The 15,058-nt window shown below is 45.6% G+C and carries 15 protein-coding genes and 2 tRNA genes; 12 read left to right on the forward strand and 5 right to left on the reverse strand.

The annotated features are described in order from the left end of the window. Window positions 1-102: 102 nt before the first annotated feature. The 5 genes from polA (at window position 103) to MHI21_RS09110 (ending at window position 5,730) form a co-directional block, all read left to right on the forward strand. Window positions 103-2,757: a DNA polymerase I gene (gene polA / locus MHI21_RS09090; RefSeq protein WP_328802250.1), complete on the forward strand. Its 2,655-nt coding sequence runs from the start codon at window positions 103-105 to the stop codon at window positions 2,755-2,757. Window positions 2,758-2,828: 71 nt separating this feature from the next. Continuing rightward, complete coding sequence (gene mutM, locus MHI21_RS09095) at window positions 2,829-3,659, forward strand: DNA-formamidopyrimidine glycosylase (RefSeq protein WP_341161845.1); 831 nt, start codon at window positions 2,829-2,831, stop codon at window positions 3,657-3,659. Between the two features lie 111 nt (window positions 3,660-3,770). Then, window positions 3,771-4,562 carry an MntP/YtaF family protein gene (locus MHI21_RS09100; protein WP_341161844.1) on the forward strand — a complete coding sequence of 264 codons (792 nt, stop codon included), beginning with the start codon at window positions 3,771-3,773 and terminating at the stop codon, window positions 4,560-4,562. An 11-nt stretch (window positions 4,563-4,573) separates the two neighbouring features. After that, entirely contained in the window at window positions 4,574-5,170 is a 597-nt protein-coding gene (gene coaE, locus MHI21_RS09105) for a dephospho-CoA kinase (protein WP_061828670.1), read from the forward strand. Then, window positions 5,167-5,730, forward strand: coding sequence for a lytic transglycosylase domain-containing protein (locus MHI21_RS09110; RefSeq protein WP_023987928.1), 564 nt, complete (start codon window positions 5,167-5,169; stop codon window positions 5,728-5,730). Before coaE ends, MHI21_RS09110 begins: the two co-directional genes overlap by 4 nt. 118 nt (window positions 5,731-5,848) lie before the next feature. On the opposite strand, the gene MHI21_RS09115 is transcribed toward MHI21_RS09110, so the two are convergent. Then, complete coding sequence (locus tag MHI21_RS09115; RefSeq protein ID WP_013309613.1) at window positions 5,849-6,073, reverse strand: alpha/beta-type small acid-soluble spore protein; 225 nt, start codon at window positions 6,071-6,073, stop codon at window positions 5,849-5,851. A 105-nt stretch (window positions 6,074-6,178) separates the two neighbouring features. On the opposite strand from MHI21_RS09115, the gene nrdR reads away from it, so the two are divergent. The 3 genes from nrdR (at window position 6,179) to MHI21_RS09130 (ending at window position 6,936) form a co-directional block, all read left to right on the forward strand. Continuing rightward, a complete protein-coding gene (nrdR, locus tag MHI21_RS09120; RefSeq protein ID WP_013309614.1) occupies window positions 6,179-6,646 on the forward strand; it encodes a transcriptional regulator NrdR in 468 nt (155 codons plus the stop codon). Between the two features lie 129 nt (window positions 6,647-6,775). Beyond that, window positions 6,776-6,851 (forward strand) — tRNA-Ala (locus MHI21_RS09125). A gap of 12 nt (window positions 6,852-6,863) precedes the next feature. Further along, a tRNA-Lys gene (locus tag MHI21_RS09130) sits at window positions 6,864-6,936 on the forward strand. Between the two features lie 129 nt (window positions 6,937-7,065). On the opposite strand, the gene MHI21_RS09135 is transcribed toward MHI21_RS09130, so the two are convergent. From MHI21_RS09135 to MHI21_RS09145, 3 genes are read right to left on the reverse strand one after another with little or no spacing between them, the layout of a single operon-like run. Further along, window positions 7,066-8,070, reverse strand: a complete 1,005-nt coding sequence (locus MHI21_RS09135; RefSeq protein ID WP_342419880.1) for a CocE/NonD family hydrolase — start codon at window positions 8,068-8,070, stop codon at window positions 7,066-7,068. Further along, complete coding sequence (locus tag MHI21_RS09140; protein ID WP_341161841.1) at window positions 8,067-8,717, reverse strand: N-acetyltransferase; 651 nt, start codon at window positions 8,715-8,717, stop codon at window positions 8,067-8,069. The genes MHI21_RS09135 and MHI21_RS09140 overlap by 4 nt, the downstream gene beginning before the upstream one ends. A gap of 17 nt (window positions 8,718-8,734) precedes the next feature. Beyond that, a complete protein-coding gene (locus MHI21_RS09145; protein ID WP_342419881.1) occupies window positions 8,735-9,490 on the reverse strand; it encodes a MerR family transcriptional regulator in 756 nt (251 codons plus the stop codon). A 228-nt stretch (window positions 9,491-9,718) separates the two neighbouring features. Between MHI21_RS09145 and MHI21_RS09150 the strand changes: the two genes are divergently transcribed. From MHI21_RS09150 to MHI21_RS09165, 4 genes are all read left to right on the forward strand, one after another. Beyond that, entirely contained in the window at window positions 9,719-10,597 is an 879-nt protein-coding gene (locus MHI21_RS09150; RefSeq protein ID WP_061828666.1) for a radical SAM/SPASM domain-containing protein, read from the forward strand. Window positions 10,598-10,922: 325 nt separating this feature from the next. Next, window positions 10,923-11,357: a helix-turn-helix domain-containing protein gene (locus MHI21_RS09155; RefSeq protein ID WP_341161838.1), complete on the forward strand. Its 435-nt coding sequence runs from the start codon at window positions 10,923-10,925 to the stop codon at window positions 11,355-11,357. Further along, window positions 11,336-12,361 carry an ABC transporter substrate-binding protein gene (locus tag MHI21_RS09160; protein ID WP_342419882.1) on the forward strand — a complete coding sequence of 342 codons (1,026 nt, stop codon included), beginning with the start codon at window positions 11,336-11,338 and terminating at the stop codon, window positions 12,359-12,361. The genes MHI21_RS09155 and MHI21_RS09160 overlap by 22 nt, the downstream gene beginning before the upstream one ends. A gap of 347 nt (window positions 12,362-12,708) precedes the next feature. Then, a complete protein-coding gene (locus MHI21_RS09165) occupies window positions 12,709-14,403 on the forward strand; it encodes a methyl-accepting chemotaxis protein (RefSeq protein WP_342419883.1) in 1,695 nt (564 codons plus the stop codon). Here the strand turns inward: MHI21_RS09165 and MHI21_RS09170 are convergent. Next, window positions 14,393-14,902, reverse strand: a complete 510-nt coding sequence (locus MHI21_RS09170) for a DUF4183 domain-containing protein (protein ID WP_341161835.1) — start codon at window positions 14,900-14,902, stop codon at window positions 14,393-14,395. The genes MHI21_RS09165 and MHI21_RS09170 overlap by 11 nt on opposite strands. Window positions 14,903-15,058 lie beyond the last annotated feature (156 nt).

Below are 15,058 nucleotides of genomic sequence, written 5' to 3' on the forward strand. Positions count from 1 at the left end.
CCGTTTTTTTCTGAAAAAGGAGTCTTGTATGTTAAGATAGGAAGAGGAATGCGTAAAACGTAAGAACGTTACGAATGCATTGATGAACTTGCGAGGTGCTAAATGGATAAACTCATGCTTATAGATGGCAACAGTATCATTTACCGGGCGTTTTTTGCTATGCCACCGTTAACAAATTCGAGTGGGCAGCAGACGAACGCGGTGTATGGATTTACGACGATGTTATTGCGGCTCTTGGAGGAGCACAAACCAACACATATTCTGGTTGCCTTCGATGCTGGTAAAATAACGTTTCGCCATAAAGGATACGAGGATTACAAAGGTGGACGGGAGAAAACACCGCCAGAGCTGTCCCAGCAATTTCCGTTGCTGAAAGAGCTATTGACCGCTTTCGGCATTGCTCAGTTTGAACTGGATGGCTATGAGGCGGACGATATTATAGGCACCCTCTCCAAGACAGCGGACGAAGCCGGTTTCAATGTGCTGGTCGTGACCGGGGACAAGGATATGCTTCAATTGGCTTCAGATCATGTCACAGTCGGCTTGACCCGCAAAGGGGTTACTGAGGTGGAGACGTATGGACCTGAGCAAATTCAGGAACGATATGGCCTGAAGCCGCTGCAAATTATTGATCTTAAGGGTCTGATGGGCGATACGTCGGACAATATTCCTGGTATTCCCGGCGTGGGTGAAAAAACAGCGCTCAAGCTGCTGCATCAATACGGTTCAGTCGAAGAAGTGCTGGCGCACACGAATGAGCTGAAGGGCAAAATGAAAGAACGCGTAGAGACACATGCTGACGATGCGCGAATGAGCAAAGATTTGGCGACCATTTATCGGGATGTAACGTTGGACAAGCAGCTGGAAGATGTGGCCTTTGGCGGGCTGCAAGCAGAAACGGCCGGGCCAGCTCTGGCGAAGCTGGAGTTCAAGTCCTTGCTGGAGCGTTTATCCTTTTCAGGTGAGGTTGGCAGTACTGGGGTAGACGTAGAGGAAGCCGCGGCTGACGTAACAGTGCTGGATGAGCAGCGGATTAGCGAATTGGTAGAAGTGTTGGATCATGTGGATGTGCTGCATGTTGAGACGCATGGTGATAATCCGCATCATGCTGACATCGTAGGTCTGATATTTGCCGCAACGGGGCAGCAGTTTTTTATGACACTGGATGTATTGCAAAGTGATGCAGCTACACCTATTCGCGAATGGCTTGCTGACCCTGGACGCAAAAAACGTGGTCATGATCTGCATCGTACGGATTTGGCTTTACACTGGCATGGAATTGAGTTTGCAGGTGCCGAGTTTGATGTGCAACTGGCGGGATACTTGCTGGACCCGACCGATGCAAACCAGACATTGAGCGGATTGGCAGCCAAATATGGTTTGTCTTCGATCCGTCCAGACGAAGAAGTGTTCGGTAAAGGAGCTAAATATAAAGTCCCTGACGTGGATGTACTGTCCGATCATGTGGCGCGTAAGGCAGCGGTGATTGAAGCTTTGGTGCCTGTACAGCAGGCGGAACTGGAAAAAACGGAAATGCACAAGCTGTTTCATGAGCTGGAGATGCCGTTGTCCCGCATTTTGGCGGATATGGAGAAGCAGGGCATTTTGGTGAACGTAGAAGAACTGCGCGCTTTGGGGAAAGAATTTGAAGCTCAGATTGCAACGTTGGTGGGTGAAATCTACAGCATTGCCGGTGTAGAGTTCAATCTGAATTCGCCCAAGCAGTTGGGTGAGATTTTGTTTGATAAACTGGGTTTACCTGTCATTAAAAAGACGAAAACGGGTTACTCGACTGATGCGGAGGTATTGGAAAAGCTGGCTCCCTATCATGATATTGTGCAAAATATTTTGCAGTACCGCACCATTGCCAAACTCCAATCGACGTATGTCGAAGGATTGCTGAAAGAAATTTCGGAGAAAACGGGTAAGGTGCATACGTATTTCCGGCAGACGGTTGCAGCAACTGGACGCTTGAGTAGTCAATTTCCCAATTTGCAAAACATTCCGATTCGTCTCGAAGAGGGGCGCAAAATCCGCAAAGTATTTGTTCCGTCCGAACCGGGCTGGTCTATTTTGGCGGCAGACTACTCACAGATCGAGCTGCGGGTGCTGGCTGATATTTCGGATGATGAACGTTTGAAGGAGGCCTTTGTCCACGATATGGACATCCATACCAAGACCGCATCCGATGTGTTTGGGGTAGCAGCGGAAGATGTGGACTCCAATATGCGGCGTTCTGCGAAGGCAGTCAACTTTGGGATTGTCTATGGGATCAGTGATTATGGTCTGTCACAAAATTTGAATATTACGCGGAAGGAAGCGGCTCGTTTTATCGACCAGTATTTTGATGTGTTCCAAGGCGTTCGCCGTTACATGGATGATATTGTGAAGGATGCGAAGCGGGACGGATACGTAAAAACGCTGTTGGAACGCAGACGCTATTTGCCGGAGATTAACGCCAGCAATTTCAACCTGCGTTCATTCGCTGAGCGTACAGCGATGAATACGCCGATTCAAGGTACCGCAGCCGATATTATCAAGTTGGCGATGGTACAGATGGATGAGGCCTTACGTGAACGTAAACTTCGCAGCAGAATGCTGCTCCAAGTACATGATGAGCTTGTGTTCGAGGTTCCGCCTGAGGAAATGGAAACGATGAAAGAGCTTGTCCCGGCTACCATGGAAGCTGCATTAAAGCTGGCTGTGCCGCTCAAAGCCGAAGTAAGCTATGGCAGCAATTGGTATGAGGCCAAGTAAGATATTTCAATGAGTAGATAGTCCCAATTTGACGCTGCTTCCGTTATAATATAGGGTGAGGTGAAGACATCATGCCGGAATTACCGGAAGTAGAAACAATTAAACGAACGCTAAACGAGCTTATCGTTGATAAACATATAGATCATGTCACCGTTAATTTGCCGCGGATCATTCAACGGCCCGATGATATCCACGCTTTTGCGATGGAATTGGCCGATCACCGGATTACAGGGGTGGAGAGACGCGGAAAGTTTCTGCGGATTTTGCTGGATGGGCTGGTGCTGGTTTCCCATCTTCGAATGGAAGGGCGATATGGATTATATTCGCAACATGATCCTGTGGAAAAGCATACCCATGTCATCTTTCATTTTAAAGATGGTACGGAGCTGCGTTATCAGGATGTGCGCCAGTTTGGCACGATGCACTTATTTCCGGCAGGACAGGATTTGCTGGAAAAACCGCTGAACAAGCTTGGTTTGGAGCCGATGGACGAGGCCTTTACACCGGAAATGCTGCGTGCTGCTGTTGGAACTCGTTCGACTTCGATCAAGGCAGCGCTGCTAAACCAGTCATATGTGGTGGGCATCGGGAATATTTATGTAGATGAATCGTTGTTTAAGGCGGGGATTCATCCAGCACAGCCAGCCAAAAGCCTAACGGATAGCCAATTTCATGTCTTGCATGAAGCTATTGTCTCCACGCTGGGTGCGTCGATTCAGGTTGGAGGCTCGTCCATTAAATCGTTCGTTAATGGACAGGGTAAAACGGGCGACTTCCAGCATCAATTGCAAATCTATGGACGTAACGCGAAGCCTTGCGTTAACTGTGGCACATTGATCGAAAAATCTGTCGTAGCCGGACGTGGCACACATCATTGTCCGGTCTGCCAGCCTTTGCGCTAAACAGGCACAGTCACCCCAAGCCCATCCCTCTCATATATTGTTCCAAGTACCAATACTGCGGAGGGTTTCGGTTGTTATAAGGCCTTGCCTTCGCAATGGGAGGGAATTGGAGTGGCTAATCATTGGGGAGCCCTGCTGTTACTGGCATTTGCGCTAAGTTTGGATAGTTTCGGAGTCGGTGTTACATATGGACTGCGCAAAATGAAAATTCCACTGTTGTCGATTGCTATCATCTCCATATGTTCAGGTTTGGTGATCGGCATATCCATGCAATTGGGCGCATTACTATCTCATGTTCTGTCTCCTGTATATACGACCGTTTTCGGCGCTGTCATCCTGATCTGTATCGGCTGTTACTCTTTGATTCAAGCTCTGCACCGCAAAGAGGATTCGCCAGAGGATTCAGCGGAAGCCTCTCGGCGGCTGCTTCTTACAGAACAGACTGATCCAGTGAGCAGATCTGTTCTTGGAGAGAAGAAGTGTATAGAGGGTGATGATACAGAGTCTTTCCTTAGCTCAAGAAAAGATCTGTCGGCAGAAGCTTCTGTGGAGCAGCAGGAGCGAACGCTATTTTCTCTGGAGTTCCGCAAATGGGGACTTGTTATTCGGATTCTTCGAAGTCCGTCTGCTGCGGATATGGACCGTTCCGGCAGTATATCTGCTACCGAAGCGGTTTGGCTGGGCATTGCATTATCGGTCGATGCGTTCGGAGCGGGACTCGGGGCAGCTATGCTTGGTTTTCAGCCACTGTCTACTGCGCTGGCTATTACGTTATTCAGTGGAACATTTTTGATTGCAGGGATGAAGGCAGGCTTCTTTCTATCAGCATTTCGATTTATGAAGGCGCTGGGTGTATTGCCGGCATTATTACTGATTATGATGGGCATATTGAAGCTGTTATGAGGTGAAAGAGCATGAATATCGGATTAACCGGAGGTATTGCTACCGGAAAAAGCACCGTGTCGGCTCTTTTGGTCGCCAAAGGTGCGCTGCTGATCGACGCAGATGCCATTGCCCGGGAAGTCATGCTTCCGGGGCATCCGGTGCTGGCGGCGGTCATACAGCATTTTGGACAAGCTATAGTGAACAATGACGGAACCCTGCACCGCAAAAAACTGGGTGAGATTGTATTCGGAGACCCTGCCCAGCGGCAGGCACTTAACGATATTACACATCCTGCTATTCGTGAGGAAATGCGTATGCGCATGGAAGCATATGAACGGGAACAGCCGGACAAGCTTGTTTTGGCAGATATCCCGTTACTGTACGAGTCCGGGCTGGAGAGCTTGTACGAGGAAATTATGGTTGTGTACGTACCACGTGATATTCAGCTCCAGCGTCTGATGCTCAGAGACGGTCTGACGGAGGAGCAAGCTGGACTTAGGCTGTCCGCACAAATGGATATTGAACAAAAGAAAAGCTTGGCCGATATCGTTATCGATAATAGCGGAACACAGACTGAGACGAAACGACAAATTGATCAATTTTGGCAGCGGAAGGGACTTGCATGAATATTTTGCGAAAGAAAAGAGTCCTGCTCACTTTGTTTGTCGGGTTTGTCCTGATTCTGTTCCTTAATTCAAATTGGATGTCCTGGTTCTATCCAATTCAATATAAGGATGAGATTCGGCAGTATTCACAAACGTATGAAGTGGACCCATTTTTGGTGGCGTCTATTATCCGTGTAGAAACCAATTTTAAAACCAGCAAGCAGTCGCATAAGGGTGCACTGGGCCTGATGCAGATTATGCCGAATACGGCAAATTGGATTATGGACAGCGCCCAGATTCAAAAGGTTCCGCTGGACAGTGTCAAGCACGAGCCTGGCACCAATATTGAGCTGGGAACCTGGTATTTGCATAACCTATCCATGAAGTTTCAGGATAATCCTGTAGCAATCGTAGCTGCTTACAATGCAGGGCCGGGTAAAGTTCAGGAGTGGCTGGATAAGGGAGTGTGGGATGGAAAAGAAGAGTCCATTAAGCAAATCCCTTTTGGTGAGACACGACATTATGTACAGCGGGTCATTTATTACTACAGGCAATACACGAAAATTTATAATGATTTTTAAATGGCAAGTTAATGACATGATGAGCCTTTTCGCTTTAAAATGAAAAAAGCGCAGGACAGGCTGTTTTTAGCAGCCCATCCATACACTTTATCTTGTTATTTCTACATTATTACCGCGATTATTGGTATTGACCTGCCAATTGTTGTTCGGCGATCGTTACGAGGCGTTTTGTGATGTAGCCCCCGATCGAACCATTCTCATAGGAAGTCATGTTACCTTGGTATCCATCTTGAGGAATGCTGATACCCAGCTCTTGAGCGATTTCATATTTCATTTGCTCCAGAGCGCCGGAGGATCTGCTGACTACCAGATTGTTGGAGTTGCCATTGTTTCCTTGTGCCATTGTTGTTCACCTCCTCGCGATGTGGTAAACATATTATGATCCGTTTCGACAAAATTATTACTAAAAATCTTCGGGAATTTATTGGAAAAAGAAAGCGGTGAGATTATGAAGTGTCCGTATTGTGCCTACAATGGCACGAAAGTGTTGGATTCGCGACCTGCGAATGATAATAAGTCCATCCGTCGCCGCCGTGAATGTGAACAGTGTGCCAGGCGTTTTACCACCTTTGAAATGGTGGAGGAAACCCCGCTCATGGTCATCAAAAAAGACGGCAGCCGTGAAGAGTTTAGTCGTGATAAAATGCTGCGCGGTCTCATTCGGGCCTGCGAGAAGCGCCCAGTATCCGTCGAGCAACTGGATATGATCGTATCCCAGGTAGAGAACGCTATCCGCAACACAGCAGCCACAGAAGTGGATAGCCAGCAGATCGGTGAGCTGGTCATGGAACAGCTTTACCCAGTGGATGAAGTCGCCTACGTACGTTTTGCGTCCGTCTATCGTCAGTTTAAAGACATCAATATGTTTATGAAGGAACTGAAAACACTATTATCTAAAGATACAGCCAGCGACTGATCGCTGACTGTATCTTTCTTGGGACAAAGTGGGAAGATGATTATATTTTTTTATAAAAGTATTGACACAGGAATGAAAATTTTATATGATATAGAAGTCGCTTGAAACGTTGATTAACTTACTTACGATGGGGCCTTAGCTCAGCTGGGAGAGCGCATCGCTGGCAGCGATGAGGTCAGGGGTTCGATCCCCCTAGGCTCCACCAAACTTTTATTATGGACTCTTAGCTCAGTTGGTAGAGCAGTTGACTCTTAATCAATTGGTCCAGGGTTCGAGTCCCTGAGAGTCCATTCTTTAGAAAAAACGGCAGAGATGCCGTTTTTTGTTGTTTATAGATCTATTCCCAGTCTAACCGAGAACAGTTAAGGGGTTTTCATTAGCATATTCAAAAGAAGTATGGAAAAAAAGAACATCCTTGTTTAGTACTGATTGACATAATCGGCAAGGATTTTGAGATACTCGTCATTCACCAATTTTCTTGGGGCGAATACGGCTGTTAAAAAAGTTAGAGATTTTGAACGCGCGATTTTTTCATCCATCATGGAATGGTCGGCTTCAGGTAAATGAATCACGGACAGTAGCTCTGCGGGTATTTTCTGGCGGTAGACTCGCTCGGTATCCTGTACATCAACATTAATATCTTTGCCAGCCAGAACCAAGAGTACAGGAGAATGGAAGTGACTTAATTCTTCGGTGGAATCAGACCGAAAATTTTTGCCTATAAAGCTCCATCTTTCTTTGGAGATCATATCCTCAGGATCGGCTATGCTTAGGTATTCTTCATAAGAAGCATGTTTTTTCAGTAACTGTAGAATCTCTTGATCGTAGTTCAATGTCTTTTGAATTTCTTGAGGAGTAGCTCCTTCTTGCTCCATTTCTTTTCTGGTATTAAATTGTCCTTGGGAAATCCAGTTCACGGCAGGCGATACAAGGATGCTGAATGCAATATCATGTTCCTCTTTAACGATCTTCGGAATGACCCATCCTGCTTGACTGGCTCCCCATAGGCCGATTTTTTGCGTATCAATCATCGGCAAGGTTCTCGCCCAGTCTATTGCATATCGGATCTCCTGTGCGCGGTCCTCCATGCTTTGATCCAGCCAATTGCCAGGGGCACTATTAATACCGGGCTTATTCAATGACAGGGAGGCATACCCCTTGGAGGCGAACTTTTCCCACAGTGGTTTGTATCCATCATCATATGTGTCATTAATAGGACCATCCCCATGGACAAAAACAACCAATCCAACTTTTTCCGAGTAGTTCTTAGGCAAAGCTAATGTACCTGTTAACAGCCCTTTAGGTGTCGTGATTTGTATTTTTTCTTCTGTCATCTTGTAGGAATTTTGATATAGAACAATGAGTATCAAGGCAACAGCTAGAGCTGCCGCAATACCCAAAGTAAGCTTGAATGTTTTTTTCAATAGTGTTCTCTCCTCGAATGCAGGTTCTCTTTCCAACTCATCAGATGCCATACAGGCTCCTTGAACCAAAAATGCCGTAACCCATTATACTTGGATTGTTCTACTTCAAACGCCAGTTTGTGATACAAACGGATAGCCCCTTGGTTCTTATGCGCTACATGGAGCGTCAATGCATGAAAACCAGATTCAACCGTAAATTGCTGTGCGAAAGCTAGAAGACGGCGTCCTATTCCCTGGTTACGATGACTTGAACGAATTGCCAGATGATCAATGTAACACTCATCTGCAGCGGGGGGATACTCCAGCGCATGCATACCTGTCAAAAATTTAAATATATTAAAGCAACCAAACTGTTTTATGAGCGGAGCCAAAGAAATGGGGTTTGTTTCAGGAAGTGAAGAGGAGGGGGCCTTCCATTTGAGGGAAAGAACACCAACAACCTCTTCGTTCTCTTTGGCTACAAATTGTTTCATAGATGTAGAATAAGGATTTTGAACCCAAACCTTCATTAACAACTGCTGTATAGCTTGATCCTCCAGTGTAACAAGAGATTGAAATTTTGCTTTAAACGATTCAACTAAAAGACTGCAAACAGCTTCATGGTCTTGTTTCTGGTATGCAACAATGTCAAAGGATTTTGCACTCATGTAACGCCCTCCAAGATTTATTCTACTTTTACCTGAATTTCGTATTGCAGCTTGTTGTTGCCGAACATCGAAAGATAAGATTTTTCTACTAGGACAATCTTGCTTTGGCAGTTATATTGGTGATGAGCTACATATCGTTCCATTTGTTTGATTTCATAATCAATCTCAGATTCTTCAATGACGGAAAGATGCTTATAAAGATAGTTGCCTTCTTCCAGAATATAGTCAGCCACATTCACCGTTTCATAACAAAGCTTCACCTGTCCGGCATCAGACAAGTAATGCAGGTCATTTTCAAATAATCGAGGTGGGGCAGGGTGGTGTTCAAATAAGTTTCCGGCAGTGAGCTCTTGTCCATTCTCCAATGCAAACCATAGCTTTAAATGACGGGGACCTAATCGTTTGACCTGATATTCATCATTTCGCTGAGTCAGGCTATCATGTTCTTCTAGCACTTTGTGAATAAACTGTTCATGCATTTTCAAGTTAGCTATTTCAGCTTGTACCTTCTGCAACGATTGCTCTAAAAGCTGGTTATAATCATCAGCAGCATAGGAAGTCATACATTCTTGAATCTGACCGACAGGGACATTTAATTTGCGTAACAATAAAATTTGCGAAAGCTGATAAATCTCATGAAGCCCGTACATCCGATATTGATTTTCTTCTGTATGTGATGGATACAGGATTCCCTTTTCTTCAAAATATCGCAGTTGATGTACAGATACATTCATGAGCTGAGCAAGCTGACTGATCGTAATGTGTTCTTTCAATGACAGGACTCCTTACTGATAGTTGAATAACTCCACTATAAACCTTAGGTCAGACCTAGGGTCAATAGAAAATATCAAATCAAATCTTAGATAGGCGTATGTTCGAGCATTTGATGCCCACACCAAGGGGGAGACTGGAGAGTTTACCTGTCGGTGATAACCCGTTATAATCATAAGATTAGTGAGCATAAACAAGATGCTCCGGATGAAGGTTAGAATGGGGAAATCATGTTGAAAACTTTTAAAAAGGTATACATTGAGATAACGAGCATTTGCAATCTCGCATGCAGTTTTTGTCCTCAAACACAGCGTGTCAAGAAATTTATTGATCCGGAAGTCTTTCGAAATGTGCTTGATCAGGTCAAACCACACACGGATTACATCTATTTGCATGTAAAAGGAGAGCCGTTGCTCCATCCGAAAATTGATCTTTTGCTGGAAAGTGCTCATGAGAAAGGCTTGAAGGTCAATATAACCACCAATGGTACCTTGCTGCCGAAGACCGGACATAAGCTGCTTGGGCAACCAGCGCTGCGTCAGATGAACTTCTCTCTCCACAGTTTTGACGGGCATGAAGGCTCCGTGGATCGAGAAGGATATTTGGGTAATATTTTCACGTTTGTAAGAGAAGCGGTGAAACACAATGTCATTATTTCGTTCCGTCTCTGGAACCTGACTCAGGATAATCTGACTAATGTGCAGCGTCAGCGCAACCGGGAAACGCTTGAACGACTGGAGCAAGAGTTTGGACTGGACTATCGGATTGAGGAAAAGGTGATACCAGGCAGTGGGGTCAAAATCGCACCAAATGTTTATTTGAATCAGGACCACGAATTTGAATGGCCGAGCCTCAGTGCCCCGGAAGATGACGGAAAAGGTTTTTGCCATGCACTCCGTAGCCAGGCGGCGGTATTGGTGGATGGAACGGTGGTCCCTTGCTGTCTGGATGGAGAAGGTGTCATTAATTTAGGTAACGTGCATGAACAATCTTTTTCCGACATTGTGGAAGGGGAGCGTGCCAACCGTCTGTACTTCGGTTTCTCCAAGAGAGAAGCGGTAGAAGAGTTATGCCGAAAATGCGGGTACCGCAAACGATTTGGAACATAATCATACAGGTGAGCTCTAATCAACAGTAGAATGAATCGCAAGAAAGATAGCCCTTTTGCAGGGCTTTTTTACTTATATTTTGATATATACATACAGCTGGAAAAGGCAAATCCCTTTCAGAATCAGTATGCTTTCGCACTCATTACCCGCCCCCCCTGTACGATCAAGTGAAGCTGTTGGAGCAAGAATGGCGTGAAGCTTCTGGACTTGGCAAACTGCATGTTAAAGCCTTATTTCATCAATTTGTATATGAGTTGTTGCAGCAGTTGTAGGGTAGGGCATCGAACCTCTTAAGCCCGACCGTGTATCTCAGGCTGTAGCCTATATGCGTGAGCATTTTAGTCGGCCTATGACACTTGAGTCCATTGCGGAGGAGCTAGAATGCAGTACTGGACATTTATCAAGGTTGTTCAAAAGTAAAATACATACCAGTCCGATTCATTACTTGGGCCAAGTAAGAGCAGATCGAGCGGCAGAACTGCTAATACAGACGGACGCCACTTTGCAGGAGATCGCAGAGCGTGTGGGATATCCAGATGCCCATTCGTTAAGTTGCAGCTTCAAGAAATATAAGGGACTATCTCCCGTACGATTCAAAAAGGAGCGGGAGCATCCTGCCCAGAAGCAAGATCAGGATATGCCCCAAACGATGCTTAAATCTGCCCTTCAGCGGACATCTTTCACACGTTATACTGATATTGATTATCAATATCGGTATCTGCGGAAGGGGATTTATTCATGCACGGAAGAGTCAAAATAACGGCCATGATGATTATGCTGTGTTTATCTTTGATGCTGGGAGCTTGCTCGGCACCGACGAATACAATTGGAAGATCGCAAACGAAGACTAATCATACAGCGACATCATCCAACAGCGATGGACAAGCGGCAGTGCAAGCACAGACAAGAACGGTTAAGACATTAAAAGGCGATGTGGAAGTACCTGCAAACCCGAAACGAGTGGCATCGGATCAGTATATGGGGCATCTTTTGAAGCTGGGGATTATTCCGGTGGGGGTTAGAAGCTATATGCTGAATGAGGCTTGGATTGATCGATCGGGATATCCCAAAGAGAAGTTGGCCGGAATCAAGGATCTCGGTGATTTTCCTATGGATTTAGAGGAACTGACCGTTCTGCAACCGGATTTAATTATCGGTTCAATCGAAAAGAACATCGACAGCTACCAAAAGGTAGGAACGACCGTGTTCCTGCCGTATTGGGAGGGCGAATCTACAGCGGGACCGCTGGATAGATTCCGTAGAATCAGTGAAATCTTTGGCAAGCAGAAAGAAGCCGAGCAGTGGATTACTGAATACGAGAAGAAAGCTGCAGAGGCCAGAACGAAAATTCAAGGTATCGTTAAGGACGGAGAGACGGTTTCAATTGTACAAGTCGCCAATAAATCGATATATGTTTTGGCAGCGAAAGGCGGCAATTACGGAAGTCCGACCATTTATCAGATGCTAAAGCTGCCACCTACCAAGAAGGCATTGAACATGAAAGAAGGTTTTGAAAATATTTCACTTGAGGTTTTACCCGAGTATATGGGAGATCACATCTTTGTAAACGGTTCAGAAGATGAAGGGGCTAATCAGATTCTGCATAGTGAGCTATGGAAAGGACTTCCGGCTGTAAAAAAAGGACAGGTTTATATGTACGGTTCATTCAGCGATAAAGAGGATGAGTTTGTGATGGAAGAGCCTTATTCATTGGAACTTCAATTGGATACGATAGTTAATCTCTTATTAGCCCACAAAAAATAAAGCTGAATACAGCTATAAAAATCAAAATACGTTACCGATGAAACACATGATATAGAAAAATAAACTGCTAAAAACGAGGGTGAACCTCTGTGTTTTAGCAGTTTTTTTGTCGTAATTCAACAGAGGCACTCTCACCTCAGTCGCTTATGGTAGTCGTCACCGCGCCATTAATGGCGGCCGTTCGCTGCAACGTCCCCGTTTACAAAAAACAGTGACTATTCTCACAAAAAACGACATATTCCGACACTGGAATGCCATATTATAGTAAGTGTTGATAGGCTATAATCGTAGCAGTGAAAACGGATGGTCACAAAAATTTATTAGAGTCAGGATTGGTGGTTCAAATAATGAAGCTGGCAACAAAATTAACCTGGATGATGCTCATCATACTGCTTCTCGTAGGCTCCTCCATTGGATACTTCGGATATCGTACCGCTTATCATCAAGTGGATGAAGCTGCTGGGATCGAGCTGGTGGGTTGCGCCAATATTACGACTGGCCTTATAGATCCTGCGGATATATCGGCTCTGGTCAGTGGAGATAACAGCAAACTTGCTGCCATTGAAGACCGGATCGGCTGGATTGTAGCACATAAGCCTATTTTTAAAGAGGCTTTCATTATCTCCTTGGATGGAAAAATTCTGGCCGCCGATGCCAACTTCAAGCAAAGAGGCTATCAAGCTGGCGATTCCTTCTACTTCACAGACGAAGACAAAGAAATGATAACTACCATGAAGCATTCAGCATATTCCAAGGTTTATACATATGAAGGAACCTCGCTCAAAACCGGATACGGCCCCATTTATCAGGACCATGATCCCACCAAGCCCATTGTTGCACTGATGGCCATCAATTTTGACGGTTCGTTAATTCAGGAACGGACGTTGGATATTATTGTTCAACCCTTTATTATTGGCGGTTCCATTTTCATCGTGGCTATCCTTATTGTTTACCTGTTGATTCGCCATATGGTAAATCCGCTTACCAAGCTGTCAGCCTCTGTGAATACCATTACCAAAGGCGACCTTACTCATGAACCGCTTCTTTTCAAAAGCAAGGATGAAATCGGGACGCTGGCCCGCGACTTCAACGATATGACAATGAACCTGCGCAACCTGATTACTCAGGTCAATGACACCTCTATGCTGGTCGCTTCTTCGTCTCAAGAGCTGTCTGCCAGCGCACAGGCAACGAACCGTGCTGGAGAGCATAGCGTGAATGTTACGATTGAGTTAGCCGATGGAGCGCATACCCAACTGGAGAATCTGGAAGGAAGCTATAAAGCTGTTCAGGATATGTCACGCTTTATCAGCGATATTGCCGGCAATGCGGACATCGCAATGAACAAGGCCGCGGATAATGTCCAGAAAGCACGTCTTGGCCGGGAATCGATGGATTCCACCACCTCCCAAATGGGAGTTGTCAGCGAAAGCATCGGCGATCTCTCAAGCATTATTCATACGCTTGGCAGCCACTCCAAGGAGATTGAGAACATTGTCGGCACCATCGCCAGCATCGCCGAGGAGACCAACTTGCTGTCTTTGAATGCAGCGATAGAAGCTGCGCGCGCCGGAGAAGAAGGTCAGGGCTTCGCCGTTGTCGCTGGCTCTGTCCGCAAGCTGGCCGAACGTTCTGCCAATTCTGCCACACAAATCAGCGAGTTGATCAGTCTGATTATCGCCCAAATGGACAAGGCAGGAGAAACTATGAAGCGTTCCACGGACGAAATGATGCAGGGCAAAGAGTTGATCATATCGGCCGGACGCTCCTTCTCCGAGATCGAAGTCTCCATCTCCGATATGTCTTCCCAAAGCGAGCAAATATCAGCCACAGTTCGGGATCTGGCGCTGATCTCTGAAGGGCTCGTTGAAGCCATTCAGAATACCGTAATGGTCTCTAACCATACGGCTGAAGGGGCGAAATCCCTGTCCGCCTCTTCGGAGCAACAGCTTGCTGCCATGCAAGAAGTGGAATCCTCCGCAGCGCTTCTCTCATCACTTGCCGAGAAGCTTCAGGTGCTTGTGGAGAACTTCAAGATTTAAATATTCGAGGTTCAAAGAGAAATAAACCGCTAAAGACGAGGGTAAACCCTGTGTTTGGCGGTTTCTTTATAGTGATTTTACGAAGGCATTCACTCAGTCGCTTATGGTAGTCGTTACTGTAACATTGTTGACAGAGGTTGACACTAGAGTTGAAATTAATAACCTCAACGACTACTGTTGCACCAACAATCAGGCCTGTATTTATAATTAGGTTTGTAGCAGAAAGCGTTGTTATGCCGCCTCGCTGCAACGTCCCATTTACAAATACATTGTAGTATCCGCTACTGGTCGGAACCACAAGACTGTTTGCCGCGACTGAAGTACCACTATCATTCGTGAAATTTTGTGCTGGGATAGTGGTCACTCCACCTAATATATTACCAAGCACGACAATAGCTGTGTAACGATTAACCACTGGAGTGACATTGATACTTGTTGTGATAGCAATGTTTCCAGATACGATACTGTCTGCTTCCAGATAGATTCGAATAATAGACATAGGAATTCCTCCATTCCTAATATTCCAGATAAATATTATAGTTTATGTGAATATTCTAGATATGGATTGGATGGGACGGAGCCCGGGAGCCCCTTTTCGTGGCACAGGATATACAGAATCATAATACAATTATAGCTTCTATAAGGTATTTTGACC

Source organism: Paenibacillus sp. FSL H8-0168 (genome assembly GCF_038592955.1).
In the GTDB taxonomy this organism is placed as follows: domain Bacteria; phylum Bacillota; class Bacilli; order Paenibacillales; family Paenibacillaceae; genus Paenibacillus; species Paenibacillus polymyxa_B.

Coding starts and splice junctions, on each gene's coding strand:
- polA (WP_328802250.1), top strand. CDS start 103: ATGGATAAACTCATGCTTATAGATGGCAACAGTATCATTTACCGGGCG.
- mutM (WP_341161845.1), top strand. CDS start 2,829: ATGCCGGAATTACCGGAAGTAGAAACAATTAAACGAACGCTAAACGAG.
- coaE (WP_061828670.1), top strand. CDS start 4,574: ATGAATATCGGATTAACCGGAGGTATTGCTACCGGAAAAAGCACCGTG.
- MHI21_RS09110 (WP_023987928.1), top strand. CDS start 5,167: ATGAATATTTTGCGAAAGAAAAGAGTCCTGCTCACTTTGTTTGTCGGG.
- MHI21_RS09115 (WP_013309613.1), bottom strand. CDS start 6,073: ATGGCACAAGGAAACAATGGCAACTCCAACAATCTGGTAGTCAGCAGA.
- nrdR (WP_013309614.1), top strand. CDS start 6,179: ATGAAGTGTCCGTATTGTGCCTACAATGGCACGAAAGTGTTGGATTCG.
- MHI21_RS09140 (WP_341161841.1), bottom strand. CDS start 8,717: ATGAGTGCAAAATCCTTTGACATTGTTGCATACCAGAAACAAGACCAT.
- MHI21_RS09150 (WP_061828666.1), top strand. CDS start 9,719: ATGTTGAAAACTTTTAAAAAGGTATACATTGAGATAACGAGCATTTGC.
- MHI21_RS09155 (WP_341161838.1), top strand. CDS start 10,923: ATGCGTGAGCATTTTAGTCGGCCTATGACACTTGAGTCCATTGCGGAG.
- MHI21_RS09160 (WP_342419882.1), top strand. CDS start 11,336: ATGCACGGAAGAGTCAAAATAACGGCCATGATGATTATGCTGTGTTTA.
- MHI21_RS09165 (WP_342419883.1), top strand. CDS start 12,709: ATGAAGCTGGCAACAAAATTAACCTGGATGATGCTCATCATACTGCTT.
- MHI21_RS09170 (WP_341161835.1), bottom strand. CDS start 14,902: ATGTCTATTATTCGAATCTATCTGGAAGCAGACAGTATCGTATCTGGA.